The 25,553-nt window shown below is 33.9% G+C and carries 43 protein-coding genes; all 43 read right to left on the reverse strand.

Going from position 1 to position 25,553, the window contains the following annotated elements:
• Positions 1 to 131: 131 nt before the first annotated feature.
• Positions 132 to 524 carry a 30S ribosomal protein S9 gene (gene rpsI / locus P8F83_RS15725; protein WP_021800189.1) on the reverse strand — a complete coding sequence of 131 codons (393 nt, stop codon included), beginning with the start codon at positions 522 to 524 and terminating at the stop codon, positions 132 to 134.
• A 25-nt stretch (positions 525 to 549) separates the two neighbouring features.
• Positions 550 to 984: a 50S ribosomal protein L13 gene (gene rplM / locus P8F83_RS15730; protein WP_021800188.1), complete on the reverse strand. Its 435-nt coding sequence runs from the start codon at positions 982 to 984 to the stop codon at positions 550 to 552.
• 161 nt (positions 985 to 1,145) lie between these two features.
• A complete protein-coding gene (gene truA / locus P8F83_RS15735; RefSeq protein WP_326511857.1) occupies positions 1,146 to 1,880 on the reverse strand; it encodes a tRNA pseudouridine(38-40) synthase TruA in 735 nt (244 codons plus the stop codon).
• Between the two features lie 11 nt (positions 1,881 to 1,891).
• Positions 1,892 to 2,701: an energy-coupling factor transporter transmembrane component T family protein gene (locus P8F83_RS15740; RefSeq protein ID WP_073021349.1), complete on the reverse strand. Its 810-nt coding sequence runs from the start codon at positions 2,699 to 2,701 to the stop codon at positions 1,892 to 1,894.
• A gap of 15 nt (positions 2,702 to 2,716) precedes the next feature.
• Positions 2,717 to 3,571: an energy-coupling factor transporter ATPase gene (locus P8F83_RS15745; RefSeq protein WP_326511858.1), complete on the reverse strand. Its 855-nt coding sequence runs from the start codon at positions 3,569 to 3,571 to the stop codon at positions 2,717 to 2,719.
• Positions 3,556 to 4,401 (reverse strand): energy-coupling factor transporter ATPase, encoded by an 846-nt coding sequence (locus tag P8F83_RS15750; RefSeq protein WP_326511859.1) that lies wholly within the window; start codon positions 4,399 to 4,401, stop codon positions 3,556 to 3,558. The genes P8F83_RS15745 and P8F83_RS15750 overlap by 16 nt, the downstream gene beginning before the upstream one ends.
• A gap of 119 nt (positions 4,402 to 4,520) precedes the next feature.
• Entirely contained in the window at positions 4,521 to 4,862 is a 342-nt protein-coding gene (gene rplQ, locus P8F83_RS15755) for a 50S ribosomal protein L17 (protein WP_021800183.1), read from the reverse strand.
• A 12-nt stretch (positions 4,863 to 4,874) separates the two neighbouring features.
• Entirely contained in the window at positions 4,875 to 5,822 is a 948-nt protein-coding gene (locus P8F83_RS15760; protein WP_021800182.1) for a DNA-directed RNA polymerase subunit alpha, read from the reverse strand.
• 100 nt (positions 5,823 to 5,922) lie between these two features.
• On the reverse strand, positions 5,923 to 6,543 hold the full coding sequence (gene rpsD / locus P8F83_RS15765) for a 30S ribosomal protein S4 (protein WP_326511860.1): 621 nt from the start codon (positions 6,541 to 6,543) through the stop codon (positions 5,923 to 5,925).
• Positions 6,544 to 6,569: 26 nt separating this feature from the next.
• Positions 6,570 to 6,965, reverse strand: coding sequence for a 30S ribosomal protein S11 (gene rpsK, locus P8F83_RS15770; RefSeq protein WP_021800180.1), 396 nt, complete (start codon positions 6,963 to 6,965; stop codon positions 6,570 to 6,572).
• 15 nt (positions 6,966 to 6,980) lie between these two features.
• A complete protein-coding gene (gene rpsM, locus P8F83_RS15775; RefSeq protein WP_021800179.1) occupies positions 6,981 to 7,349 on the reverse strand; it encodes a 30S ribosomal protein S13 in 369 nt (122 codons plus the stop codon).
• 209 nt (positions 7,350 to 7,558) lie between these two features.
• Positions 7,559 to 7,672, reverse strand: coding sequence for a 50S ribosomal protein L36 (gene rpmJ / locus P8F83_RS15780; RefSeq protein WP_003448032.1), 114 nt, complete (start codon positions 7,670 to 7,672; stop codon positions 7,559 to 7,561).
• 71 nt (positions 7,673 to 7,743) lie between these two features.
• A complete protein-coding gene (infA, locus tag P8F83_RS15785; RefSeq protein ID WP_021800178.1) occupies positions 7,744 to 7,962 on the reverse strand; it encodes a translation initiation factor IF-1 in 219 nt (72 codons plus the stop codon).
• Between the two features lie 7 nt (positions 7,963 to 7,969).
• Positions 7,970 to 8,251 (reverse strand): hypothetical protein, encoded by a 282-nt coding sequence (locus P8F83_RS15790; RefSeq protein WP_326511861.1) that lies wholly within the window; start codon positions 8,249 to 8,251, stop codon positions 7,970 to 7,972.
• 85 nt (positions 8,252 to 8,336) lie between these two features.
• Positions 8,337 to 9,086, reverse strand: coding sequence for a type I methionyl aminopeptidase (map, locus tag P8F83_RS15795; protein ID WP_073021336.1), 750 nt, complete (start codon positions 9,084 to 9,086; stop codon positions 8,337 to 8,339).
• Between the two features lie 2 nt (positions 9,087 to 9,088).
• Positions 9,089 to 9,736 (reverse strand): adenylate kinase, encoded by a 648-nt coding sequence (locus P8F83_RS15800; RefSeq protein ID WP_326511862.1) that lies wholly within the window; start codon positions 9,734 to 9,736, stop codon positions 9,089 to 9,091.
• 23 nt (positions 9,737 to 9,759) lie between these two features.
• On the reverse strand, positions 9,760 to 11,040 hold the full coding sequence (gene secY, locus P8F83_RS15805; RefSeq protein ID WP_326511863.1) for a preprotein translocase subunit SecY: 1,281 nt from the start codon (positions 11,038 to 11,040) through the stop codon (positions 9,760 to 9,762).
• Position 11,041: 1 nt separating this feature from the next.
• Positions 11,042 to 11,482: a 50S ribosomal protein L15 gene (rplO, locus tag P8F83_RS15810; RefSeq protein WP_021800173.1), complete on the reverse strand. Its 441-nt coding sequence runs from the start codon at positions 11,480 to 11,482 to the stop codon at positions 11,042 to 11,044.
• A gap of 20 nt (positions 11,483 to 11,502) precedes the next feature.
• Positions 11,503 to 11,682, reverse strand: coding sequence for a 50S ribosomal protein L30 (gene rpmD / locus P8F83_RS15815; RefSeq protein ID WP_021800172.1), 180 nt, complete (start codon positions 11,680 to 11,682; stop codon positions 11,503 to 11,505).
• Between the two features lie 13 nt (positions 11,683 to 11,695).
• Positions 11,696 to 12,193 (reverse strand): 30S ribosomal protein S5, encoded by a 498-nt coding sequence (gene rpsE, locus P8F83_RS15820; RefSeq protein WP_021800171.1) that lies wholly within the window; start codon positions 12,191 to 12,193, stop codon positions 11,696 to 11,698.
• Positions 12,194 to 12,212: 19 nt separating this feature from the next.
• Positions 12,213 to 12,575, reverse strand: coding sequence for a 50S ribosomal protein L18 (rplR, locus tag P8F83_RS15825; RefSeq protein WP_021800170.1), 363 nt, complete (start codon positions 12,573 to 12,575; stop codon positions 12,213 to 12,215).
• Between the two features lie 18 nt (positions 12,576 to 12,593).
• A complete protein-coding gene (gene rplF, locus P8F83_RS15830; RefSeq protein ID WP_021800169.1) occupies positions 12,594 to 13,136 on the reverse strand; it encodes a 50S ribosomal protein L6 in 543 nt (180 codons plus the stop codon).
• 72 nt (positions 13,137 to 13,208) lie between these two features.
• Entirely contained in the window at positions 13,209 to 13,607 is a 399-nt protein-coding gene (rpsH, locus tag P8F83_RS15835) for a 30S ribosomal protein S8 (protein WP_073021328.1), read from the reverse strand.
• 31 nt (positions 13,608 to 13,638) lie between these two features.
• Positions 13,639 to 13,824 carry a type Z 30S ribosomal protein S14 gene (locus P8F83_RS15840; protein WP_021800167.1) on the reverse strand — a complete coding sequence of 62 codons (186 nt, stop codon included), beginning with the start codon at positions 13,822 to 13,824 and terminating at the stop codon, positions 13,639 to 13,641.
• A gap of 15 nt (positions 13,825 to 13,839) precedes the next feature.
• Positions 13,840 to 14,382 carry a 50S ribosomal protein L5 gene (rplE, locus tag P8F83_RS15845; protein WP_326511864.1) on the reverse strand — a complete coding sequence of 181 codons (543 nt, stop codon included), beginning with the start codon at positions 14,380 to 14,382 and terminating at the stop codon, positions 13,840 to 13,842.
• A gap of 22 nt (positions 14,383 to 14,404) precedes the next feature.
• Complete coding sequence (gene rplX, locus P8F83_RS15850; RefSeq protein ID WP_021800165.1) at positions 14,405 to 14,719, reverse strand: 50S ribosomal protein L24; 315 nt, start codon at positions 14,717 to 14,719, stop codon at positions 14,405 to 14,407.
• A gap of 20 nt (positions 14,720 to 14,739) precedes the next feature.
• A complete protein-coding gene (rplN, locus tag P8F83_RS15855) occupies positions 14,740 to 15,108 on the reverse strand; it encodes a 50S ribosomal protein L14 (RefSeq protein WP_021800164.1) in 369 nt (122 codons plus the stop codon).
• A 31-nt stretch (positions 15,109 to 15,139) separates the two neighbouring features.
• Positions 15,140 to 15,394 carry a 30S ribosomal protein S17 gene (gene rpsQ, locus P8F83_RS15860; protein ID WP_021800163.1) on the reverse strand — a complete coding sequence of 85 codons (255 nt, stop codon included), beginning with the start codon at positions 15,392 to 15,394 and terminating at the stop codon, positions 15,140 to 15,142.
• A 30-nt stretch (positions 15,395 to 15,424) separates the two neighbouring features.
• Positions 15,425 to 15,637, reverse strand: a complete 213-nt coding sequence (rpmC, locus tag P8F83_RS15865; protein ID WP_021800162.1) for a 50S ribosomal protein L29 — start codon at positions 15,635 to 15,637, stop codon at positions 15,425 to 15,427.
• Positions 15,637 to 16,071, reverse strand: a complete 435-nt coding sequence (rplP, locus tag P8F83_RS15870) for a 50S ribosomal protein L16 (RefSeq protein WP_021800161.1) — start codon at positions 16,069 to 16,071, stop codon at positions 15,637 to 15,639. The genes rpmC and rplP overlap by 1 nt, the downstream gene beginning before the upstream one ends.
• Positions 16,072 to 16,092: 21 nt before the next feature.
• Positions 16,093 to 16,758: a 30S ribosomal protein S3 gene (rpsC, locus tag P8F83_RS15875; protein ID WP_238905885.1), complete on the reverse strand. Its 666-nt coding sequence runs from the start codon at positions 16,756 to 16,758 to the stop codon at positions 16,093 to 16,095.
• An 18-nt stretch (positions 16,759 to 16,776) separates the two neighbouring features.
• A complete protein-coding gene (gene rplV / locus P8F83_RS15880; protein ID WP_021800159.1) occupies positions 16,777 to 17,112 on the reverse strand; it encodes a 50S ribosomal protein L22 in 336 nt (111 codons plus the stop codon).
• A gap of 23 nt (positions 17,113 to 17,135) precedes the next feature.
• A complete protein-coding gene (rpsS, locus tag P8F83_RS15885) occupies positions 17,136 to 17,417 on the reverse strand; it encodes a 30S ribosomal protein S19 (protein WP_021800158.1) in 282 nt (93 codons plus the stop codon).
• A 67-nt stretch (positions 17,418 to 17,484) separates the two neighbouring features.
• Complete coding sequence (rplB, locus tag P8F83_RS15890; RefSeq protein ID WP_021800157.1) at positions 17,485 to 18,318, reverse strand: 50S ribosomal protein L2; 834 nt, start codon at positions 18,316 to 18,318, stop codon at positions 17,485 to 17,487.
• A gap of 56 nt (positions 18,319 to 18,374) precedes the next feature.
• On the reverse strand, positions 18,375 to 18,674 hold the full coding sequence (gene rplW, locus P8F83_RS15895) for a 50S ribosomal protein L23 (RefSeq protein WP_326511865.1): 300 nt from the start codon (positions 18,672 to 18,674) through the stop codon (positions 18,375 to 18,377).
• Positions 18,674 to 19,294 carry a 50S ribosomal protein L4 gene (gene rplD, locus P8F83_RS15900; RefSeq protein WP_021800155.1) on the reverse strand — a complete coding sequence of 207 codons (621 nt, stop codon included), beginning with the start codon at positions 19,292 to 19,294 and terminating at the stop codon, positions 18,674 to 18,676. Before rplD ends, rplW begins: the two co-directional genes overlap by 1 nt.
• 23 nt (positions 19,295 to 19,317) lie before the next feature.
• Entirely contained in the window at positions 19,318 to 19,947 is a 630-nt protein-coding gene (gene rplC, locus P8F83_RS15905; RefSeq protein WP_021800154.1) for a 50S ribosomal protein L3, read from the reverse strand.
• Between the two features lie 87 nt (positions 19,948 to 20,034).
• Entirely contained in the window at positions 20,035 to 20,343 is a 309-nt protein-coding gene (gene rpsJ / locus P8F83_RS15910) for a 30S ribosomal protein S10 (RefSeq protein ID WP_021800153.1), read from the reverse strand.
• A 397-nt stretch (positions 20,344 to 20,740) separates the two neighbouring features.
• Positions 20,741 to 21,934: an elongation factor Tu gene (tuf, locus tag P8F83_RS15915; protein ID WP_021800139.1), complete on the reverse strand. Its 1,194-nt coding sequence runs from the start codon at positions 21,932 to 21,934 to the stop codon at positions 20,741 to 20,743.
• 54 nt (positions 21,935 to 21,988) lie between these two features.
• A complete protein-coding gene (gene fusA, locus P8F83_RS15920; RefSeq protein ID WP_073022863.1) occupies positions 21,989 to 24,052 on the reverse strand; it encodes an elongation factor G in 2,064 nt (687 codons plus the stop codon).
• Positions 24,053 to 24,127: 75 nt separating this feature from the next.
• A complete protein-coding gene (rpsG, locus tag P8F83_RS15925) occupies positions 24,128 to 24,598 on the reverse strand; it encodes a 30S ribosomal protein S7 (protein ID WP_073022862.1) in 471 nt (156 codons plus the stop codon).
• Between the two features lie 141 nt (positions 24,599 to 24,739).
• Positions 24,740 to 25,117 carry a 30S ribosomal protein S12 gene (rpsL, locus tag P8F83_RS15930; RefSeq protein ID WP_021800150.1) on the reverse strand — a complete coding sequence of 126 codons (378 nt, stop codon included), beginning with the start codon at positions 25,115 to 25,117 and terminating at the stop codon, positions 24,740 to 24,742.
• A 50-nt stretch (positions 25,118 to 25,167) separates the two neighbouring features.
• Positions 25,168 to 25,407 carry a ribosomal L7Ae/L30e/S12e/Gadd45 family protein gene (locus tag P8F83_RS15935; protein WP_073022861.1) on the reverse strand — a complete coding sequence of 80 codons (240 nt, stop codon included), beginning with the start codon at positions 25,405 to 25,407 and terminating at the stop codon, positions 25,168 to 25,170.
• Positions 25,408 to 25,553: the final 146 nt, after the last annotated feature.

The raw sequence follows: 25,553 nt of genomic DNA on the forward strand, positions 1-25,553 counted from the left end.
TATATAATATATACTATTTTTGTGTATTATATAAAGTCTCCAATTATATTTTTAATAAAAATATTTTTCAATTAAGTTTTTTGCCCAAATAAAAAAAGAGAGGTAAAACCTCTCTTGTAAAAAGGCAGATACTATCTCTTTGAGAATTGAGGAGCTCTTCTTGCCTTCTTTAAACCATATTTCTTTCTTTCCTTCATTCTTGGGTCTCTAGTTAGGAATCCAGCTTTCTTTAACTCTGGTCTTAAAGCTTCGTCAGCTTTTAATAAAGCTCTAGTTATTCCATGTCTGATTGCTCCTGCTTGACCTGTTAATCCACCACCATGAACATTAACTAACACATCAAATTTTTCTTTAGTTGATGTTAAAACTAATGGTTGGTTAACTACAACTCTTAGAGTTTCTAATCCGAAGTAGTTTTCTATTTCTCTCTTATTTACTATAACTTTACCTTCACCTGGTACAAGTCTTACTCTTGCAACTGATTTCTTTCTTCTTCCAGTTCCCATGTATTGAACTTTTGCCATTTTTCTTCCTCCTCCCGAGTCTGTATTAGTACTTTAATTCTAGTACTTCTGGTTGTTGAGCAGCGTGATTATGTTCTTCTCCTCTATAAACCTTAAGTTTCTTTAACATTTGTCTTCCTAATACTCCCTTTGGAAGCATTCTTCTTACAGCTTCTTCAAAAGCAAACTCAGGTTTTTTTTCTAAAACTTCTCTATATGGAGTTTCTTTTAATCCACCTGGATATAAACTATGTTTTCTTAAGAATTTTTGGTCTAATTTCTTACCAGTTAAAACAACTTTCTCAGCATTTATAACTATTACGAAATCTCCACAATCAACATTTGGTGTAAATGTTGGTTTATTTTTTCCTCTTAATATTGAAGCTATTTGGCTAGCAACTCTACCAAGTGGTTTACCAGCAGCATCAACTACATACCATTTTCTTTCAACTTCTTGTGGTTTAGCGATGTATGATTTCATCATTTTCCCTCCCTGAACTACTATTTTAAACATTTATGTCCTAACTTTATGTTTAGATTCCAATACTATGAATCTTATACACAAACTATCATAACAACAAGTAACATTATAATACACGCTTACGGGCGTGTCAATAAATTTAACACTTTTATTTTAACTTTTTAATAAAAAACTTTTTCTAAACATAAACCTGCAGCTGGAGCACACTTACCAGCATTTTTTCTATCCTTTTTATTAATTATATCTTCTATTTCTGATGGTTCTATTTTATTTCTTCCTACTTGTATTAAAGTACCTACTATTATTCTTACCATATTATAGAGAAAACCATCACCTGATACATAAATTTTTATAACTTCTTCATCTTTTTTTACTTTAATATCCCATATTGTTCTTACTGTTGTCTTTACAGAACCACCTAGAGATCTAAATGCATTAAAATCATGAGTACCTATAAAATATTTAGATGCGTCAGATATCTTATCCACATCTAGCTTCCACTTAAAGTGATATACATAATCTTTGCCTGTAGCTCTAGGTAATTCAGAATTTAATATAGTATAGCAATAAGTTTTACCTTTAGTATGATATCTCGGATGAAATTCTTCTGAAACCTCTTCTGAACAAAGTACTACTATATCTTTAGGCAGTTTTGTATTAATAGCATCTTTAAATTTTTCAGCCGGTATTTTACTATTGGTTTTAAATGCTACCACATATTCTTTTGCATGCACCCCAGAATCAGTTCTACTACATCCTATTAGCTTTATATCTTCCTTAACTATAGTTTCTACAGCAATCTGCAATACCGCTTCTACTGTTCTTCCATTTGTTTGTTTCTGCCACCCACAAAAATGAGTACCATCGTATTCAAGCTTAAGCTTAATATTTCTCATTCAGTTTCACCTTATAATAAAACTCTTACACCAATACTTATAACAATTAACATAGCTACTATGAAGTAAGCTAATGTATCTATAGATGTATATTTGAGTTGTTTCATCCTAGTTCTACCATCTCCACCTCTATAGCATCTAGCTTCCATTGCCATCGCTAACTCATCAGCTCTCTTAAATGAACTTATAAATAAAGGCACTAATAGTGGTATAAGACTCTTAGCTTTCTGAAATATATTTCCACCATCAAAATCAGCGCCTCTTGCTTTTTGTGCTTTCATAATCTTATCAGTTTCATCTATTAAGGTTGGTATAAATCTTAAAGCAATAGTCATCATCATAGCTACTTCATGTGAACTAATCCCTATTACCCCTAAAGGTTTTAACAGCCTTTCTAAAGCATCTGTAAGCTCTATAGGTGATGTAGTTAAGGTTAATATAGATGTTCCTATTATTAAGAACAATAGTCTTAATGTCATAAATATAGCTATATTGATTCCCTCTTCATATACTTTTATAAACTTCCAACTAAATAGAAGTGTATCGCTTGTTCCTTTTATCATAAAAATATTCAGTATAGCAGTTATTATTATTAAAGTCATGACAGGTTTAATTCCTTTAAAATAGAACCTAGGAGATACTTTAGAACTAATTATTGCAGATGCTATAAATGCCACTACAAAAATATAACCAATAAATTCATTTATTATAAATAACGACACAATAAATAATATTGCAGATATTATTTTTGTCCTAGGATCCAATTTATGTATGAAGGAATCTCCAGGAACGTATTGCCCAATAGTTATATCTTTTATCATTTTAAAATCCCTCCCCTAGTTCTTCCTTAAAATCTTAATGAGATCTTCCTTAGCTTGGTCAATTGTAAATATATCTTTATCTACTTTAAAACCTTTTTCTATCAACGCTTTTATTAAGTAAGTTACCTGTGGAACTGCTAATCCAACACTCTCTAGTACTTCACTTTCCTTAAATACTTCTTTAGGCTCTCCATCTAATATAATTTCACCAGAATTCATTACTATAACTCGATTAGCAACTTTGGCTACGTCTTCCATACTATGAGATACTAATACTATAGTCATTCCATATTCTTTGTGTAACTTTTGAATCTGTACTAATATCTCATCTCTTCCCTTAGGATCTAATCCTGCAGTAGGTTCATCTAATATCAAAACCTTAGGTTCCATTGCAACCACACCCGCTATAGCAACTCTACGTTTTTGGCCACCACTTAACTCAAATGGAGATTTATCTTTATAAATCTCATAATCTAGTCCAACCATATTCATGGCCTTGATAACTCTTTTATGTATCTCTTCTTCTCCTAATGCTAAGTTCCTAGGTCCAAATGCAATATCCTTCTCTATAGTTTCTTCAAACAATTGATATTCGGGATATTGAAACACTAGCCCAACTTTTTTTCTTATCTCACTTAGCTTAGCGCCCTTTGCAGTGATATCAGTTCCATCTACTATTATTTCCCCAGAACTTGCTTGCAATAATCCATTTAGATGTTGAATTAATGTTGACTTACCTGAGCCTGTATGTCCTATCAATGCCACAAACTCACCTTGTTCTATTTCAACAGATACATTATTTAATGCTTTTTTTTCGAAAGGTGTCTTAGGCATATATATATGAGTTAATTTATTTACTTTAATTGACATAATGCATTCACCATCTCATCCACATTTAATATTTCGGTACTAATATTTATACCTTCTTTTTGAAGTTCATAAGCTAATTCCGTAACCTGAGGAACATCCAGTCCTATTTCCTTCATTGTTTTAACTTTTGAAAACACTTCTCTTGGATTTCCTTCAAGAACAATTTTACCTTGCTCCATAACTATAACTCTATCTCCTTGAGCAGCCTCATCCATATAATGTGTTATAAGCACTATTGTAATTCCTAAGTTTTTATTTATTTCTCTTATGGTATTCATAACTTCTTTTCTACCTGATGGGTCTAACATAGCAGTAGGCTCATCAAATATTATGCACTCTGGTTGCATAGCTAATATCCCAGCTATAGCGATTCTTTGTTTTTGCCCCCCTGACAATAGGTGAGGTGCATGCCTTCTATATTCATACATTCCAACTTTTTTAAGCGCTTCATCTACCCTAACTCTTATTTCCTTAGACTCGACCCCTAAATTTTCAGGACCAAATGCTACATCTTCCTCAACTATAGTTGCAACTAATTGATTATCTGGATTTTGGAAAACCATTCCTGCGGTTTTTCTAACTTCCCATAAATTATCTTTATCTTTAGTATTCAAACCTTTAACATATATTGCCCCCTCAGTGGGTAATAATAAAGCATTTATATGTTTTGCAATAGTAGATTTTCCTGATCCATTATGACCAAGTACTACTAAAAACTCTCCTCTTTTAACTTCTAGGTTCACACCATTTAATGCGTAATGTTCTTCTCCATTTTCATGCGAAAAATATTTAAAACTAATATCTTCACATTTAATGATTTTGTCTTCCATGCTATTCGCCCCCTTAGCTATATAATTATTATAAAATCTATAATTGAATATATACTTTATAATAATTATATCTAAGTATGATAAAATGGGGACTAAGTATATACTTAATCCCCTCTATATTATACTAACTCAAGTATAACTACTTCTGCTCCGTCTCCTCTTCTAGGACCAACTTTGAACATTCTAGTGTATCCACCATTTCTCTCAGTATATTTAGGAGCAATTTCTTCAAATAATCTTTTAACTACAGCTTCTTCAGTAACAAAAGATAATACTTGTCTTCTAGCGTGAAGATCTCCTCTTTTAGCTAAAGTAATCATCTTTTCAGCAAGACTTCTTGCTTCCTTTGCTCTTGTATCTGTAGTTTCTATTTTACCATGCTTTAAGAAGCTTGTAACAAGGTTTCTTAGCATAGCTCTTCTTTGGTCTGTTGGACGACCTAACTTACGATATCCTGCCATGATTCTACCTCCTTACTCGTCACTTAGTCTTAAACCTAAGCCTAATTCCTTAAGTTTTCTCTCAACTTCTTCAAGAGATTTTTTACCTAAGTTTCTTACTTTCATCATATCATCCATTGATCTCAATGCAAGCTCTTGAACAGTATTTATACCTGCTCTCTTTAAACAGTTATATGATCTAACTGAAAGATCAAGCTCTTCAATAGTCATCTCAAGGACTTTTTCTTTTTTATCTTCTTCTTTTTCAATCATTATCTCCATGTCATTTGTATTATCTGTAAGTGACATGAAAAGTTTGAAGTGTTCAATTAAAATTTTGGCTGAAAGACTTATTGCTTCATCTATCTTGATTGTTCCATTAGTCCATATTTCTAATGCTAACTTATCATAGTCAGTAATTTGACCTACTCTTGTATTTTCAACTGTAAAGTTTACTCTTTTCACAGGAGTATAGATTGAATCTACTGCTATAGCGCTTAATGGTAATGAATCTGACTTATTTTTATTTTGAGTCACATATCCTCTACCTCTGTTAACAGTAAGCTCCATATATAATCTTCCATTTTCGTCTAAAGTAGCTATATGCATATCTTTATTAACTACTTCAACGTCTCCATCTGTTTTAATATCTGCACCTGTTACTACTCCAGGTCCTTTAGAATCAATGTAAATAACCTTTGGTCCTTCTCCATTCATTCTAAGAGCTAACCCTTTGATATTAAGGATAAGTTCAGTAACATCCTCCTTAACACCAGTAACAGTAGAAAATTCATGTAGTACTCCATCAATTTTAACAGAAGTAGTAGCTACACCAGGTAATGATGAAAGAAGTATTCTTCTTAACGCATTTCCCAGAGTAATTCCATATCCTCTTTCTAATGGTTCAACTACGAATTTCCCATAAGTACCATCTTCACTTTGTTCTATACATTCAATTATTGGTTTTTCTATTTCTAACATGCGCAAAACCCTCCTTTTTATAATGTGGCAACCTTATTATGAGGGCAACTGATTCAATATTTGCAAAGGAGAGTATAACCCCCTCGCAAATAGCATATTATTACTTGCTGTATAACTCAACGATAAGAGTTTCATTGATTGCAGTATCAATGTCTTCTCTTGCTGGTATAGCAACTATTTTACCTTCAAAGTTTTCAGGTGTTGACATTATCCATTTTGGTAATGTTTTTGGATTTTCAGCAAATACTTTGAACTTTTCAGTTCCTCTGCTTTTTTCAGATACAGAGATAACGTCGTTAACACTTACTTTATATGAAGCAATATCAACTTTTTTACCGTTAACTAAGAAATGTCCGTGATTAACTAATTGTCTAGCCTCAGTTCTAGATGCACCGTATCCTAATCTGAATACTGCGTTATCTAGTCTCATTTCTAGTAACATAAGTAGGTTTTCACCTGTTATGCCTCTCATCTTATCTGCTTTTTCATAGTACTTAGAAAATTGTTTTTCAAGTACTCCATAAATTCTTTTAGCTTTTTGCTTTTCTCTTAACTGCATTCCGTAGTTAGAAAGCTTCTTTTTACTAGCTCCATGTTGTCCTGGTGCGTAGCTTCTTCTCACGAAAGCACATTTATCTGTATAGCATCTATCTCCTTTAAGAAATAGCTTAGCGCCTTCTCTTCTGCACAATCTACATGATGCTCCAGTATATCTTGCCATTAATTACACCTCCTATGATGTTTCTACTACACTCTTCTTCTTTTTGGTGGTCTACATCCGTTATGTGGAATTGGAGTAACATCTTTAATTAAAGTTACTTCTAATCCTGCTGCTTGTAAACTTCTTATAGCAGCTTCTCTACCTGATCCTGGACCTTTTACATATACTTCAACACTTTTTAATCCGTGTTCCATAGCTGTTTTAGCCGCTGTTTCAGCTGCCATTTGAGCCGCAAAAGGAGTACTCTTTCTTGACCCTCTAAATCCTAACGCACCCGCTGATGACCATGATAATGCATTACCAACTGCATCAGTTAAAGTTACGATAGAGTTATTGAAAGTTGACTTAATGTGAGCTGCTCCATGTTCAACATTTTTTCTTTCTTTTCTTCTTCTAGTTTTCTTAACTTTTGCTGCTACCATTGTCTTCCCTCCTTACTATTTTTTCTTATTAGCAATAGTTTTCTTTGGACCTTTTCTAGTTCTTGCATTTGTTTTTGTTCTTTGTCCTCTTACTGGAAGACCTCTTCTATGTCTCATTCCTCTATAGCAACCAATTTCTACTAATCTTTTTATGTTAAGTGCTATTTCTCTTCTTAAATCACCTTCAACAACTAAATTCTTGTTGATGAAATTTCTTATAGCGTTAACTTCGTCTTCGTTTAAATCTCTAACTCTTGTGTCTGGATTTACTCCAGTTTCTGCTAATATTTTGTGTACGGTTGATAAACCGATTCCGTATATATAAGTTAGACCTATCTCAACTCTTTTTTCTTTTGGTAGATCTATACCAGCTATTCTAGCCATTAAAACTTACACCTCCTGGTAATTAAATTCCCTTTTCAATGTGGTAAATATATATAAATAAAATCTCAGGTCAATGGAAACACCACTGTCAGCCGCCCTAAAATTTATTTATGCTTAATTAAATGCCTATCTAATGATATTTTAGAATGGAAAAAAAGTCAATAAAATTTGTATTCCATTCTATCAAATTTTTATGGATTTTATTTATTTTAGCCTTGTTTTTGCTTGTGCTTTGGGTTTTCGCAAATAACCATTACTCTACCTTTTCTTCTAATGATTTTGCACTTTTCGCAAATAGGCTTAACTGATGGTCTTACTTTCATCGCTAACCCTCCTTGTATTACTTATAATCTTGAAAAAATATTCGCAAGATATTAATTAGTATTCTATATTACTATTTTGCTCTCCAAGTAATTCTTCCTCTAGTAAGGTCATATTGAGATAATTCAACAGTAACCTTATCTCCTGGCAGAATTCTTATGAAATTCATTCTTAGTTTACCTGAAATATGAGCTAATATTTTATGACCACTTTCTAGTTCAACTTGGAACATAGCATTAGGTAGTGACTCTAAAACTGTTCCTTGCATTTCTATTACATCATCTTTTGACATAAGGTAATCAAACCTCCTTATCAATGCCTTCAAATTTTATAAAATTCTTAACTTTTAAATCTAGATTATCCTCATTATTTAAAATAGAGTTCTTTAGTTCTTCATCTATGATTTCCGTAAAATTCAAGTGCTTTATTTTCTTCTTTTTAGGCATTTCTATCTTTTTTGTACTTCCATTTGCTAAGTAAACATAGTCTTCAGCTATTACGTTCACTATTAAATAGGGATTGTTTTTATCTCTACCAGCTTTTGAAAATACTAACTTTCCAATTAAGTTGCTTTTATTCAACTTATTTCACCTCAATGATTACCCTAGTAATAAATCTACAAATCCCTCTATGGTAATTGTGAATTTATAACTAAGCAACACTTAATTACTTAATTAGTGTTAAAATCTCAGGACCATTTTGTAATATAGCAACAGTGTTTTCATAATGAGCTGACTTCATGCCATCCGCTGTTACAACAGTCCAATCATCATCTAATGTTTTTACTCTCCATGTTCCAATATTAACCATTGGTTCTATAGCGAGTACCATACCTGATGATAATCTTGGACCTCTACCTGGTCTACCAAAATTAGGTACTTCCGGATCTTCATGAACAGCTTTCCCTATTCCATGACCCACATAATCTCTTACAACTGAAAATCCATTTTGTTCAACATAACTCTGGATTTCATAAGATATATCTGTTAATCTATTACCTTCAACAGCTTTTTCTATACCTTTAAAAAAACTTTTTTCAGTAACATCTATAAGCTTTTTAGATATTTCTGATATCTCTCCTACAGGAAAAGTTCTTGCAGCATCACTATGGAATCCATCTAAAAAGACACCACAATCAATACTTACAATATCTCCATCTTGTAATTTATACGAACTCGGAAATCCATGGACAACCTGTTCATTTATAGAGATACAAAGTGCACTTGGAAAACCATATAATCCTTTAAAGGAGGGCTTTCCTCCCTGCTTAGTTATAAATTCTTCTGCTATTCTATCTAACTCTGCAGTAGTAATACCAGGTTTGACTTTTGATTCTACTAAAAGTAGGGCCTCTGCCAAGGTTCTACCTGCTTTTCTCATTAGGTCGATTTCTTTATCATTTTTTAATATAATCACATTTACTCACTTCCTAATATCTTACAGATACTTTCAAAGACCTCATTGATTGCTTTTGTGCCATCAACAACTGAAAGTAAATCCTTCTCCTTATAGTACTCTATAAGTGGTTGAGTCTGTCTTTCATATACAGCTAATCTTTCTTTAACTGTTTCTTCCGAATCATCTTTTCTTTGAATGATGTCGGATCCACAAACATCACACTTTGATTCAATCTTTGTTGGATTAAATTTAACATGATAACTTGCTCCACATGAAGGGCATACTCTTCTTCCAGTCATTCTTTCTAGTATGAACTCACTAGGAACTTGAATTAATAGAGCAGTATCCAAAGATTCTTTTCTATCATCTAAAAATTCCTCCAGTGCATTAGCTTGATGTACTGTTCTTGGAAATCCATCTAGTAGATAACCCAGTTTACAATCTTCTGCTTGTAATCTATCTTTAACCATATTAATAGTTACTTCATCCGGAACTAATTGACCATTGTCAATATATTTCTTTGCCTCAATTCCCAATGGTGTATTTTCAGAAATGTTCTTTCTAAAAATATCCCCAGTTGATATATGAGGGATGGAGTATCTATTACAAATTGATTTTGCTTGTGTTCCTTTTCCTGCCCCTGGCGGACCAAATAAAACAACTTTCACCGACACCATCTCCATTTTGTACTTTATTTAAGGAATCCTTGATAGTGGCGCACAACTAATTGAGACTCAAGAGTTCGCATTACATCTAATGCAACACCAACTAAGATCAATAGTGAAGTTCCTCCAAATGAAATACCCTTAAATTGAGTGTTATTTTCTATTATTATTGGAGTGATCGCTAATATTGCAGCAAATATGCCACCAAAGATTGAAACTTTTGTTAAAATATTTTCTAAATACTTTTCAGTTGGTTTACCTGGTCTAATTCCAGGTATAAAACCTGCTGATTTATTCATATTTTCAGCCATTTCATCTGGCTTAAATGTTATTTGAGTATAAAACCAAGTAAAGAATATTGTCAATACAGCATAAATCACTGGATACATCCAAGTTTTTTCATTAAATACACTGTATGTACTTCCCGTTATCCATTTTGCCCAGTCTTTATCTGGGAAAAGTTGTGCAATAGTCTTAGGAAATTGCATAACTGACATAGCAAATATTATTGCAATAACCGCTGAACCAATTAAACTTAATGGAATATGGGTTGATTGACCTTTAGCTACTCTATTACCAACAGCTTTACTAGCATACTGAACAGTTACTCTTCTTTCTGCTAATGATAAATATATTACTACTGCTAAAAGTAAAACAACAAAAACTGCAAATAAAGCTATCTGAATTATATCTACCTGATCCATATTCTTTAATGCTGCTATTGATGCAATAGTATTTGGTATTCTTGATACTATGTTGATAAATATTATCAGCGATATACCATTTCCTATTCCTTTTACAGTTATTTGATCACCTAACCACATACAGAAAGCTGATCCTACAGTTAAAGTTAGTATAATAAGATATACGAATGCAAAACCCGATTCACGTATACCACCTTGATTATACATTAATACATAAGTACCGTAGGCTGTAATTACACCAAATAAAATCGATGCATATCTTGTTATATTTTGAATCTTCTTACGTCCTTCTTCTCCTTCTTTAGATAATTGCTCTAAAGGTGGAATAGCTATAGTAAGTAATTGCATTATTATTGATGAGTTAATATATGGAACAACTCCTAATGCAAGTATGCTAAATCTACTTAAAGCACCACCAGACATTAAATCATAGAAGCTCCATAAATTATTCCCAGATTCAGTAAGAGTTTTAAGATAGTCAGTATCAATTCCAGGAACAGGAATATGACTTCCCATCCTGTAAATTGCAACAAATAAAACTGTCCATAATAACTTTTTTCTTAAATCTGGAACCTTCCAGGCATTACGTAGGGTTGATAGCATATTAGATCACCTCAACTTTTCCTCCAGCTGCTTCTATCTTTTCTATTGCAGACTTAGAGAATTTACATCCTTTTACAGTTAGGCTCTTTTCTAAGTTTCCATTTCCTAATATCTTAACTCCGTCTCTGATTTTACTTATTACTCTAGTTTCAAGTAAAACTTCTGGAGTGATTTCAGTTCCATTTTCAAATATATTTAATCTATCAACATTTATAGAAATGTATTCTTTAGCAAATATATTAGTAAAACCTCTTTTGGGAAGTCTTCTATATAGTGGCATTTGACCTCCTTCAAATCCAGGTCTTACTCCACCACCAGTTCTAGAATTTTGTCCCTTTTCACCTTTACCAGCATTTCTTCCTAATCCTGATCCAGTACCTCTACCGACTCTTTTAGGAGCTTTTTTGCTTCCTGCTGCTGGTTTTAACTCATGAAGTTTCATGCTACTTACACCTCCTCGTTTTAAACTTCTTCAACTTTTAATAAGTAGCTTACTTTGTTTATCATACCGTTGATTTGAGGATTAACCTCATGTTCTACTGATTTACCTATTTTCTTTAGTCCAAGGGCATTTGCAGTAGCGATATGATCTTTTTTTCTACCGATTAAGCTCTTAACTAATGTTACTTTTAGTTTAGCCATAGCAATTCCCCTCCTAACCTAGTATTTCTTCAACAGATTTGCCTCTTAATTTTGCAATATCTTCTGCAGTTCTTAAGCTTGCTAATCCATTAATTGTAGCGTTAACCATGTTTCTTGGGTTATTAGAACCTAATGACTTAGCTCTAACATCTTTTAGTCCTGCTAATTCAAGAACAGCTCTAGCTGGACCTCCAGCGATAACTCCTGTACCTTCTGTAGCTGGCATTATTAGAACATTACCAGTACCGAATTTTCCATATATTTGATGTGGAACAGTTGTTCCAACCATAGCAACTTCTACTAAATTTTTCTTTGCGTCTTCAATTCCTTTTCTGATTGCTTCAGGTATTTCAACTGATTTTCCCATTCCAACGCCTACGTGTCCGTTTTCGTCACCTACAACGACTAAAGCGCTGAATCTGAAGTTTCTACCACCCTTAACAACCTTAGTTACTCTGTTTATGAAAACAACCTTTTCTTTAAGGTCTAGTGTGCTAGGATCGATTCTCATTTATTTCCCTCCTTGTTTTTTAGAATTTAAGGCCTGCTTCTCTTGCACCTTCAGCTAACTCTTGAATTCTTCCATGGTATATGTATCCACCTCTGTCAAATACCACATCTGAAATTCCTTTTTCAATAGCTTTCTTTGCAACTGCAGTTCCAACTATTCTAGCAGCTTCTTTGTTGCTTCCTGCTTTTCCATCGAAGTCTTTATCTAAACTTGAAGCAGCAACAAGTGTTACAGCGTTAACATCATCTATGATTTGAGCATATATATTTTTATCACTTCTGAAAACACATAATCTTGGTCTTTCAGGAGTCCCAAATATTTTCTTACGAACTCTTAGGTGACGTTTCTCTCTTGATTGTTTTCTGTCTACCTTTTTGAACATAAGTCTCACTCCTTTCTATTATTTCTTACCAGTTTTACCTTCTTTACGTCTAATAACTTCATTAGAGTACTTAATACCTTTGCCTTTATATGGCTCTGGCTCTCTCCATGATCTAATGTCAGCAGCAGCAGCCCCAACTTTTTCTTTGTCTATACCTTCAACTATAACCTTAGTAGTTCCATCAGTTTTGAAAGTAACCCCTGTAATTGGTTCTATTTCTACTGGATGAGAATATCCAAGATTCATAACTAATTTTGTTCCTTGAATTTGAGCTCTATAACCTACACCTACTAGTTCAAGAGTCTTTGCATACCCTTGAGAAACTCCAGTAACCATATTATTTATAAGTGCTCTTGTTAATCCGTGAAGAGCTCTATGATCTTTGTTGTCGCTTGGTCTTGTTACAACAACTTGATTGTCTTCAACTGCTATTTTTATGTCTTTGTGCATAGTTTTTACTAACTCACCTTTAGCTCCTTTTACAGTAACAACGTTCTCTGGTGTTACTGTAACAGTAGTTCCAGCAGGAATAGCTATTGGTAATCTACCTACTCTTGACATAATTGCACCTCCTGTATTCCATTTTAGAACATTTCTATATTAAAACTTTATAGATATTTTTCAATCTGAAAATTACCATACGTAGCAGATAACTTCTCCGCCTAAACCTTGGTTTCTAGCTTCTCTATCTACTATAACTCCTTTAGAAGTTGATATAACAGCAACTCCTAAACCATTAAGTACTTTAGGTACTTCATCTTTTTTACAGTAAACTCTTAATCCTGGTTTAGATATTCTCTTAAGACCAGTTATTACTCTTTCCTTATTAGCACCGTATTTAAGCGCTATTCTTAACATAGGTACTACACCGTCGTTATATTCTTCTATTTCTTTAACATAACCTTCTTGTAGTAATATATTAGCTAAAGCCTTCTTTACATTTGAAGAAGGAATCTCTACTGTTTCGTGTCTTACAGCATTTGCATTTCTTATACGTGTTAGCAAATCTGCAATTGGATCTGTCATAACCATTGAATTGTGCCTCCTTTCACTACATTAGATATTACCAGCTTGCCTTTTTGCATCCAGGAATTTGACCCTTATAAGCAAGTTCTCTGAAGCAAATTCTGCAGATACCAAATTTCTTTAGCACCGCATGTGGTCTTCCACATATTCTGCATCTAGTGTACGCTCTTGTTGAATATTTAGGTTCTTTTTTCCACTTTTCGATCATTGCTTTACGTGCCACGATATCCCCTCCTTATTATTGAGCGAATGGCATACCAAGAAATCTTAACAATTCTCTTGCTTCTTCGTCAGTATTTGCACTTGTAACGAAGATAATATCCATCCCTCTAACTTTATCAATTTTGTCATACTCGATTTCTGGGAATATTAATTGTTCTTTAATTCCTAAAGCGTAGTTTCCTCTGCCATCAAAAGAATTAGCAGAAACTCCTCTAAAGTCTCTAACTCTAGGAAGTGCTGTAGACATTAATTTATCTGCAAATTCAAACATTTTTGCTCTTCTTAATGTTACTTTACAACCTAAAGGCATATTTTCTCTTATTTTAAAGTTCGCAACTGATTTCTTTGATCTAGTTAAGATTGGCTTTTGTCCTGAAATCAATGTTAAATCATTAACTGCTGATTCTAAAACCTTTTGGTTTTCTTTAGCCTCTCCAACTCCCATATTTATTACGATTTTTTCAAGCTTTGGTACTTCCATGACGTTCTTATATCCGAACTTCTCGATCATCGCTTGAACTACTTCTTTTTCATATTTTTCATGTAGTCTAGGTACCATTTAAAGAACCCTCCTTTCAGATCTAGAATGTTTCTCCACACTTCTTACATACTCTTACCTTAGAACCATCTTCTAAGATTTTGTTTGCTATTCTTGTAGCATTTTTGCATTTAGTACAGTATAACATTACTTTTGAGCTGTATATTGCAGCTTCCTTTTTGATTATACCACCTTGCATATTTTCTTTGTTTGGTTTTTGGTGCTTACTTACTATATTAACGCCTTTAACGATAACTTTACCGCTCTTAGGTATTACTTTTAAAACTTCGCCAGTTTTTCCTGAATCTTGTCCTGATATAACTATAACTGTGTCGTTCTTTCTTACGTGTACCTTCACCTTAGCCACCTCCTACTCTATTATAGAACTTCTGGTGCTAATGATAATATTTTATTAAATTCTTTATCTCTTAGCTCCCTAGCAACTGGTCCGAAGATACGAGTTCCTCTTGGTTGCTTATCATCTTTTATAATAACAGCTGCATTCTCGTCAAATTTTATATATGACCCATCAGCTCTTCTTAATCCTCTTACTGATCTTACTATAACTGCTTTTACAACGTCACCCTTTTTAACAACTCCACCTGGTGTTGCACTTTTAACTGAAGCAACGATTATATCTCCAATATTTCCGTACTTTCTCTTGGATCCACCTAAAACTCTGATACACATAATTTCTTTCGCACCAGAATTGTCTCCAACTTTTAGTAAGGTTTGTTGTTGTATCATATAATTAACCTCCTTTCAATCTTACGAAAGACTACTTCGCTCTCTCGATGATCTCAACTAGTCTCCATCTCTTATCTTTTGATAATGGTCTAGTTTCCATTATTAATACTCTATCATTTAATTTAGCTTCATTATTTTCATCATGAGCTTTAAATTTAGTAGTTCTGTTAACAGTTTTTCCGTATAATGGGTGTCTAACCTTAGTCTCAACAGCAACTACAATTGTCTTATCCATTTTATCTGAAACGACTCTACCAATTCTCTTTTTTCTTAATCCTCTTTCCACTGGGACTTACCTCCTTTCAGCCTATCGAAATTACTGCTCAATCGCCTTTAATTCTTCTTCTCTGATGATAGTCTTAATTTGGGCAATTGATTTCTTAACTTCTCTAATTCTCATTGGGTTTTCTAACTGTCCTGTAGCTAATTGGAATCTTAAGTTGAATAATTCAGCCTTAAGGTCACCTAACTTAACCTTTAAATCTTGAGGATTGCTTGATCTTAACTCTTTTAAATCATTAGCCTTCATTATTCTTCACCACCCATTTCCTCAAAATCTCTTCTTGTAACGAACTTACTCTTTACAGGAAGTTTGTGCTGAGCAAGTCTCATTGCTTCTCTAGCAACTTCTTCTTGAACTCCTGATAGTTCGAACAATACTCTGCCTGGCTTAACAACCGCTACCCAATACTCTGGTGATCCTTTACCGGAACCCATTCTTGTTTCAGCTGGTTTTTCAGTAACTGGCTTATCTGGGAAAATCTTTATCCAAAGTTTTCCTCCTCTTCTAATGTATCTATTAATTGCGATTCTGGCAGACTCTATTTGATTGCTTGTTATCCATCCGCAAGATGTAGCTTGAATACCGAAATCTCCATATGCAAGGAAATTACCTCTAGTAGCTTTTCCTTTCATTCTACCACGTTGTACCTTACGATGTTTTACTCTTTTAGGCATTAACATGACGTATTCCTCCTTTCCTTATTACGCGTTAATTTCTTCCTTTTCCACTTTCTTAGTTGGAAGAATTTCTCCGTTGTATACCCACACTTTAACTCCAATTTTTCCATATGTTGTATCTGCTTCAGCAAATCCATAATCTATATCAGCTCTTAAAGTTTGTAGTGGTATAGTTCCTTCATGATAGTGCTCTGTTCTTGCGATTTCAGCTCCGCCTAATCTACCTGAACATGCGATCTTAACTCCCTTAACACTTGATCTCATAGCTCTTTGAATTGTTTGTTTCATAGCTCTTCTAAAAGATATTCTCTTTTCTAATTGAGCTGCTACATTCTCAGCCATTAATTGTGCTTCAACTTCAGAGTTTTTGATTTCTACTATATTTATTAGTATATTTTTTTCAGTAACGAATTTTTCTAAATCTTTTTTTAATGCTTCTATTCCTGATCCGCCTCTACCAATAACAACACCTGGTTTAGCAGTAGATATATTTAACTTAACTCTATTAGTATATCTTTCGATTTCAATCTTTGATATACCAGCTGAGTATAGTTTCTTCTTTACAAATTCTCTTATTTGGTTATCTTCAACAAGGTTATCTGCAAAATTCTTTTTATTAGCATACCATTTTGCGTCCCAACCTTTGATTACACCAACTCTAAGTCCATGAGGATGTACTTTTTGACCCAATCTATTTCCCTCCTTCTACTATGCTCTTTCTTTAACTACTACAGTTATGTGGCTAGTTCTTTTATTTATTCTGAACGCTCTACCTTGAGCATGTGGTCTAAATCTCTTTAATGTAGGACCTTGACCTACGTGAGCTTCTGCAACATATAATTTACTTAAATCTAAGTTTAAATTATTCTCTGCATTAGCAACAGCTGATTTCAACACTTTGTTTATAACAACTGCAGCGTCTTTTGGAGTATATTGTAATATTGCGAAAGCTTCATTAACATTCTTTCCTCTTATTAAGTTAAGAACTACTCCTACTTTCAAAGGAGACATTCTTATATACTTAGCTATAGCTCTAGCTTCCATTGATGATCCTCCTTTCTAGGCTACTACTTTCTCTTTGATGACTTTTCTGTGTTCACGTGACCTTTATAAGTTCTAGTTAAAGCGAATTCTCCTAGTTTGTGTCCAACCATATCTTCTGATACATAAACTGGAACATGTTTTCTTCCATCATGTACAGCTATAGTGTGACCAATCATTTGTGGAAATATTGTTGAAGTTCTTGACCATGTCTTTACTACTTTCTTATCTCCACTTGCATTCATTTCTTCTATTTTCTTTAAAAGACTATCTTTTATAAAAGGTCCCTTTTTAATTGATCTACTCACTTGAAATCCTCCCTTCATTAACCTTTATGCTTGCAGACTATGAAGAGAAATATATATTCTCTTCATACTATTTGCTATTTCTTCTCTTGATGATGAATCTATCTGAGTACTTCTTGTGTTTTCTTGTTTTGTATCCAAGTGCTGGTTTACCCCATGGAGTAACTGGACTTGGTCTACCAACTGGTGATTTACCTTCACCACCACCGTGTGGATGGTCATTAGGGTTCATGACAGATCCTCTTACTGTAGGTCTCCATCCCATGTGTCTCTTTCTACCAGCTTTTCCTAAATTAACTATATTATTAGTTGTATTTGATACTGTCCCGATAGTAGCTCTACACTCTATTCTAACGTATCTCATTTCACCTGAAGGTAATCTAAGTGTTGCATAGTTTCCTTCTTTAGCCATTAACTGAGCTGAAGCTCCTGCTGATCTAACTAATTGACCACCTTTACCTGCTTGTAATTCTATATTGTGTACAATTGTACCAACTGGCATATCCTTTAGAGCAAGTGTGTTACCTGGCTTGATATCAGAGTTAGGTCCTGATACTACTACATCTCCAACTTTTAATCCAACTGGAGCTAATATGTATCTCTTCTCCCCATCAGCGTATACAACTAATGCTATATAAGCTGTTCTGTTTGGATCGTATTCTATAGTTGCAACTTTTGCAGGAATACCATCCTTATTTCTTTTAAAATCTATTATTCTATATTTTCTCTTAGCGCCACCACCATGGTGTCTTACAGTTATTTTACCTTGAGCATTTCTACCACCAGTCTTAGTTAAAGATACAAGAAGTGATTTCTCAGGTACATTTGTTGTTATTTCATCAAATGTTGACATAGTCATCTCTCTTCTTGATGGGGTAGTAGGGTTAAACTTCTTAACTGCCATTTAAAATTCCCTCCTTACTGTAGCTTCTCTGGCTTCTTAGCCAATAATACGCTTTGTTATTGTAGCATTCCTTCGAAGAATTCTATTCCTTTGCTATCTTCTGTCAACTTAATAGTTGCCTTCTTATAGCTAGCTCTCTTTCCTACGTGAACGCCAACTCTTTTAGTTTTTCCTTCAATATTCATAGTATTGATATCTTCAACTTTTACGCCAAAAACTTCTTCAATAGCTCTTTTTATTTGAACTTTGTTTGCTGATGTATGAACTATGAAGGTGTATTTTCTATCTGCCATTTCTGCCATACTTTTTTCTGTTATAACAGGTTTTCTTATAATATCATGGCTAGTTAATTTCATTATGCGTACACCTCCTCAATCTTAGTTACAGCATCCTTAGTAATTAATACTTTTTCATACTTTAACAAGTCATAAACATTTATATTGTTAACTGGTAAAACAGCTACACCTTGAATGTTTCTTGCTGATTTATAAACATTTTCGTTTGATTCAGCAGTTACTATTAAAGTTTTCTTAGCTTCGAATGCTTTTAAAATATTAACAACATCTTTAGTCTTTGGAGCTGCTAATTCTAAGCTTTCTAAAACTATTAATTCATTTTCAGCTACCTTACTTGATAATGCTGATTTCATAGCAACTCTTCTCATAGTTTTTGGAACTGAAACTTTATAGTCTCTTGGTTTTGGTGCAAATACAACTCCACCATGTATCCATTGTGGTGCTCTTATAGAACCTTGTCTTGCTCTACCAGTTCCTTTTTGTCTCCAAGGCTTAATTCCGCCTCCTCTTACTTCAGCTCTTGTTTTAGCTGATTGTGTTCCTTGTCTTTTGTTAGCTAATAGTGCAACAACTACTTGATGAAGTGCTGCTTCATTAATTTCAACTCCGAACACATTTTCATTTAGTTGAAAATCTCCAACTTTTTGACCTTCTTTATTGAACAATCCTACTGTAGGCATCCTGCTTCCTCCTTTCTAGTGAATTAAGCTTTAACAGCGTTTCTTATAACTACTGTTGCTTTGTTTGGACCTGGGATACCACCCTTTATTAATATTAGGTTCTTTTCAGGCATTATTTTAACTACTTCTAAATTTAATACAGTAGTTTTTTCTGCTCCCATATGTCCTGGCATTCTTTTGTTTTTGAAAGTTCTTGATGGATCAGATGACGCTCCCATTGAACCTACTGCTCTATGGAACTTAGATCCATGTGACATAGGTCCTCTGCTTGCATTCCATCTTTTTATTGTTCCTTGGAATCCCTTACCTTTAGAAACCCCAGAAACATCCACTTTATCTCCAGCTTCAAATATGTCAACCTTTATTTCTTGACCTATTTCGTAGCTGCTAATGTCTTCTAATCTGAACTCTTTTAAAGTTCTCTTTAAAGCTACATTGGCTTTTGCGAAATGTCCTTTTCTAGGTTTATTAACTAACTTTTCTCTTATATCACCGAATCCAACTTGAATAGCTTCATATCCATCTTTTTCAGTTGTTTTCTTTTGTACCACTACACATGGACCAGCTTCTACAACTGTTACTGGAACTACTTTGCCATTAGCATCGAAAATTTGTGTCATACCTATTTTCTTTCCGATTATAGCTTTTTTCATTTACTACACCTCCTAAACATATTAGCGGATTACATCTGCAATCATAATAGTCTATTAATTTAAATTGTTAATTTTTTATTAAATCTTCTATAGTTTTATTTCTATATCAACACCAGCTGGAAGATTCAATCTCATTAATGCATCAACAGTTTTTGGTGATGGATTAACTATATCAATTAGTCTCTTGTGAGTTCTTATTTCGAACTGTTCTCTAGAATCTTTGTACTTATGAACGGCTCTTAATACTGTAATCACATCTTTTTCAGTTGGTAGTGGTATTGGACCTGCTACCTTAGCTCCTGTAGCTTTTGCAGTTTCAACAATTTTTTCAGCTGATTGATCTAATATTGTGTGATCAAACGCTTTTAATCTTATTCTGATTTTTTGTTTTGACATCTTATTCCCTCCTTTTCATGTACGCTTTACTTCTAACGCACACCAGCTGTATTAATGTAAACTGTCCCAGGTGTATCCAACCTTTAAACACAAACAAACACAACTGTCGTCGAATTCTAGATTCTAACGTGCTCAACAAGAATTACCCGGAAGTCCGGCAACCTCTTGAATCATCGCTGTATGCTTTGCAACTTCTTTATTATACTATATAACTATTTCCTTAGCAAGTTTTTTTTAACTTAATTTTTATCTATTTATCTTTTTAAATTCTAACCCATATTCTATTATTTTATAAGTGTTAATAATCTTTTTTATAAAAAAAGTAATAGGGCGTCCCCTATTACCTTTTTTTGTGATATCACTGTTTTTTAGCGCTATTTATATCTTTTTTTAAAAACTATTTAACTATAGTAGTAACAACTCCAGAACCTACAGTTCTTCCGCCTTCTCTTATAGCAAATCTTAATCCTTCATCCATAGCTACTGTTGTTATTAATTCAACATTCATATCTATATGATCTCCTGGCATTACCATTTCCATTCCATCTGGTAATTTGATTGATCCTGTTACGTCTGTTGTTCTGAAATAGAATTGTGGTCTATATCCATCAAAGAATGGTGTATGTCTTCCGCCTTCTTCTTTCTTTAATACGTAAACTTGACCTACGAATGCACTATGTGGGTTTACTGATCCAGTTTTTGAAAGTACTTGACCTCTTTCGATATCTGTTCTTTGTACCCCTCTTAATAATGCTCCTATATTATCTCCTGCTTGTGCTTCATCTAGTAACTTTCTGAACATTTCTATTCCTGTTACTACTACTTTTCTTCTATCTTCACTTAGTCCAACGATTTCTGCTTCGTCTCCTACGTGTAGTATTCCTCTTTCCACTCTTCCAGTCGCAACTGTTCCTCTACCAGTAATTGTGAATACATCTTCTACTGGCATTAAGAATGGTTTATCTGTTGCTCTTTCTGGTGTTGGGATATAGCTATCTACTGCATCCATTAACTCTAAGATTGGTGCTATTTTAGCTTCATCTGTTGGGTTTTCTAATGCTTGTAATGCTGATCCTTTTATTACTGGAATATCATCTCCTGGGAAGTTGTATTCACTTAGTAATTCTCTTACTTCCATTTCTACTAACTCTAATAACTCTTCGTCATCTACCATATCTGCTTTGTTTAAGAATACTACGATATAGTCAACTCCTACTCTTGATGCTAGTAATATATGTTCTCTTGTTTGTGGCATTGGACCGTCTGCTGCTGATACAACTAAGATAGCTCCATCCATTTGTGCTGCTCCTGTTATCATGTTCTTTACATAGTCAGCATGTCCTGGACAGTCTACGTGTGCGTAGTGTCTGTTTTCTGTTTGGTATTCTACGTGAGCGGTATTTATTGTTATACCTCTCTCTTTTTCTTCTGGTGCCTTATCTATATCTGCATAGTTAAATGCTTCTGCAAACCCTTTTTTTGCTAATACTGTTGTTATTGCTGCTGTTAATGTTGTCTTACCGTGGTCTACGTGTCCTATTGTTCCAATATTTACGTGTGGTTTATTTCTTTCGAATTTTGACTTAGCCATTTTTATTTTCCTCCTTAATAAGGTCAAATTTAGAATAACTTATTTTAAAAGCCATTAAGCTCTTTTTCCTGCTATTTGCTCTTGAATATTCTTTGGAACTTCCTCATAATGATCAAATACCATTGAGTAAACTCCTCTACCTTGAGTTCTTGATCTCAAAGTAGTTGCATAACCAAACATTTCTGAAAGTGGAACGAATGCTCTAACTACTTGAGCACCATTTAATGCTTCCATACCTTCAATTCTTCCTCTTCTTGAGTTTATGTCTCCAATTACGTCACCCATATACTCTTCTGGCATAGTAACTTCAACCTTCATTGATGGTTCAAGTAATACTGGACTTGCTTTTGACATCGCATTTTTAAACGCCATAGATCCCGCAATCTTAAATGCCATTTCTGAGGAGTCAACTTCATGGTAAGATCCATGAACTAACTTAATCTTAAAGTTGATAACTGGATATCCTGCTATGATACCATTTTTTGAAGCTTCTTGTATTCCATTATCTATTGCTGGAATGTATTCTCTTGGAATAGCTCCTCCAACTACAGCATTTTCAAATACATATTCACCTTCAGTAGGTTCCATTTCAATTACACAGTGACCATATTGACCCTTACCACCTGATTGCTTAGCGTATTTAGCTTCCGCTTTAACAGCAGATCTAATTGTTTCTTTGTAAGCAACTTGTGGAGCCCCTACGTTACACTCAACTTTAAACTCTCTTGTAAGTCTATCAACAATTATTTCTAAGTGTAATTCACCCATACCTGCAATAATTGTTTGACCAGTTTCTTCATCAGTCCAAGTTCTGAATGATGGATCTTCTTCAGCTAACTTAGCTAATGCTAACCCCATCTTCTCTTGGCTTGCTTTTGTTTTAGGTTCAATAGCTACATTTATAACTGGTTCTGGGAATTCCATAGATTCAAGTATTATTGGATTGTTTTCATCACATAAAGTATCACCTGTAGTAGTGTTCTTTAATCCAATAACAGCTCCTAATTCACCAGCTTCTAGCTCTTGAACTTCTTCTCTTGTATTTGCGTGCATTTTTACAAGTCTTCCAACTCTTTCTTTTTTGCCCTTAGTTGAGTTAAGAACATAAGAACCACTACGCATTACTCCAGAATATATTCTTGTAAATGCTAACTTACCAACAAATGGGTCAGTAGCAATTTTAAATGCTAATGAAGACATTGGAACTTCGTCTGAAGCCTCTCTTGAATCTTCTTCACCATCTAAAGAAGTACCTTGAACTGGTGGTATATCTAATGGTGATGGTAAGTAATCAACAACTCCATCAATCATTAATTGCACACCTTTGTTTTTATATGAAGATCCACATATACATGGAACTATCTCATTTGCTATAGTAGCTTTTCTTAAAGCTGCTTTTAACTCATCAACAGTTATTTCTTCACCATCTAGGTATTTCATCATTAATTCTTCATCAGTTTCAGCTATTGCTTCAATTAAAGCTCCTCTATATTCTTCAGCTTGATCCGCTAAGTCTGCAGGTACATCTTCTTCTCTAACATCCTTACCTAAATCATCATAATATACTTCAGCTTTATTTTTAATAAGATCAACAATACCTTTGAAGTTTTCTTCTGATCCAATTGGAATTTGTATTGGAACTGCATTAGCTTTTAATCTATCTCTAACTGTATTAATACATCTAAAGAAATCAGCACCAGTAGCATCCATTTTATTTACATAAATCATTCTTGGAACACCATACTTATCCGCCTGTCTCCAAACAGTTTCAGTTTGAGGTTCAACACCAGATTTAGCATCAAGAACAGTTACTGCTCCGTCTAGTACTCTTAGTGATCTTTCAACCTCTATCGTAAAGTCTACGTGTCCTGGTGTATCTATAATATTCAATTCATGATCTTTCCATACACATGTTGTAGCAGCGGAAGTAATTGTTATACCTCTTTCTTGCTCTTGAACCATCCAGTCCATAGTAGCTGCTCCTTCATGAACTTCACCAATTTTATGGCTTCTTCCTGTATAGAATAATATACGCTCAGTAGTTGTTGTTTTACCAGCATCTATATGAGCCATTATTCCAAAATTACGGAATTTGTCTAAAGGATATTTTCTAGCCATGAAATTTCCTCCTCTCAAATTGTGTTTTTTAAATTAGATAAAACTGTTTTGGCATTAGCCAAAACAGTTTTGAAATTAGTATCTGTAATGAGCAAATGCTTTATTAGCTTCAGCCATTTTGTGAGTATCTTCTCTCTTCTTAACAGCTGCTCCAGTATTATTAGCTGCATCCATTAATTCTCCAGCTAATTTTTCTCTCATGTACTTTTCGCCTCTTTTTTTAGTTGCGATAAGTAACCATCTTAAACCTAAAGTCTGTCTTCTTTCTGGTCTAACTTCTATTGGAACTTGATAGTTAGCTCCACCTATTCTTCTTGCCTTTACTTCTAGTAATGGCATTATATTATTCATTGCTGCCTCGAATACTTCTAATGGGTCTTTACCTGTTTTTTGTTCAATAGTTTCAAAAGCTCCGTAACACACTTTTTGTGCTACCCCTTTTTTACCATCTTCCATTATACTGTTGATTAATTTTGTTACAACCTTTGAGTTGTAAACTGGATCTGCTAATACATCTCTTTTAGATATATGTCCTTTTCTTGGCACTTTTCTTCCCTCCTTAACAATCTTAGTTTAAGTTCATTGGTACTCGACTCATTTGCCGTAAAGTGCGCTGCTCCTGCAGTATATATTAAAGATTTTTCTTTATCTATGTAAATGCTGAAGGCATTGCACTAAATTACCATATTATTTTTTCTTTGGTCTCTTTGCACCATACTTTGATCTTGCTTGCATTCTGTTAGCAACTCCTGCAGAATCAAGAGCTCCTCTAACAATATGATATCTAACACCTGGAAGATCCTTAACTCTACCACCTCTTATAAGAACAACGCTGTGCTCTTGTAAGTTGTGACCTACTCCTCCGATATAAGCTGTTACTTCGTAACCGTTAGTTAATCTAACTCTTGCTATCTTTCTTAGAGCTGAGTTTGGTTTCTTTGGAGTCGTAGTTTTAACTACTGTACATACTCCTCTTCTTTGTGGACATTCCTTTAGTGCTGGTGCAGTTGATTTAGTAACAACTGTCTTTCTACCTTTTCTTACTAATTGGCTAATAGTTGGCATGGTTTCACCTCCTGATTTTTTCACTTATCTATATAAATTAGATAATTGCGTTATTCAAGCATTAAAGCAGATGTCGCACCTACTTCTATGCTACACATTTTGCCTAAATCCCTCATGGTGTCAACATAATTAATTTGAATGTTTTTTTCTGTGGCTAATTCTATTAAAGGTAAAATTAACCTTTCATCTGAATCTTTAGCTACATATAACTTTGTACCAGAACCATTTTTCATAGCTTTGGCACATTGTTTGATCCCAATAAGCTTTTTCCCTATCAGTCTGTCTATCATGAAATCCCCCCAATTATATAGAACATGGGCAAAGTTTAGAAAACTTTGCTCATGTAATCATGTAGACAAATGTATACTATACAGTAGCTTACAAATCACACAAAGTTTATTTTATCATCTAAGCATACACATGTCAATAATATTGA

This window comes from Clostridium intestinale, assembly GCF_035905475.1.
Taxonomy (GTDB): Bacteria; Bacillota; Clostridia; order Clostridiales; family Clostridiaceae; genus Clostridium_T; species Clostridium_T intestinale.